Source organism: Paraburkholderia sp. SIMBA_030 (assembly GCF_046535245.1).
Taxonomy (GTDB): domain Bacteria; phylum Pseudomonadota; class Gammaproteobacteria; order Burkholderiales; family Burkholderiaceae; genus Paraburkholderia.
Genome location: NZ_JAWRXB010000483.1, coordinates 1 through 273 on the forward strand (window position 1 = coordinate 1; position 273 = coordinate 273).

At 63.7% G+C, this 273-nt stretch carries 1 protein-coding gene; it reads left to right on the plus strand.

The window, feature by feature from the left end; all coding sequences use genetic code 11:
* Positions 1–273, plus strand: a 273-nt coding sequence (locus SB772_RS40885) for a glycosyltransferase (protein ID WP_410838637.1), incomplete at both ends; no start/stop codon positions are given.

Here is a 273-nt window from a genome sequence, read left to right on the forward strand (position 1 = left end):
AGGCCCATGGCGTCGTCGCGCGGGAATATTTCCTCTGCGTCGGCACCCTGGAACCGCGCAAGAACCTGACCCTCGCCCTGCGCGCCCACGCTTTGTTGCCGGAGGCGGTGCGTCAGCGTTTTCCGCTGCTGATCGTCGGTATGGCCGGCTGGCAACACGAGCAGTTCAGTGAAGAATTGCGCACAGCCCTGGCCACAGGCGACGTATGCCTGCTCGGGTATCTTCCGGATGAAGATCTGGCGCAACTGCTGGCCGGTGCCCGGGCATTGATCT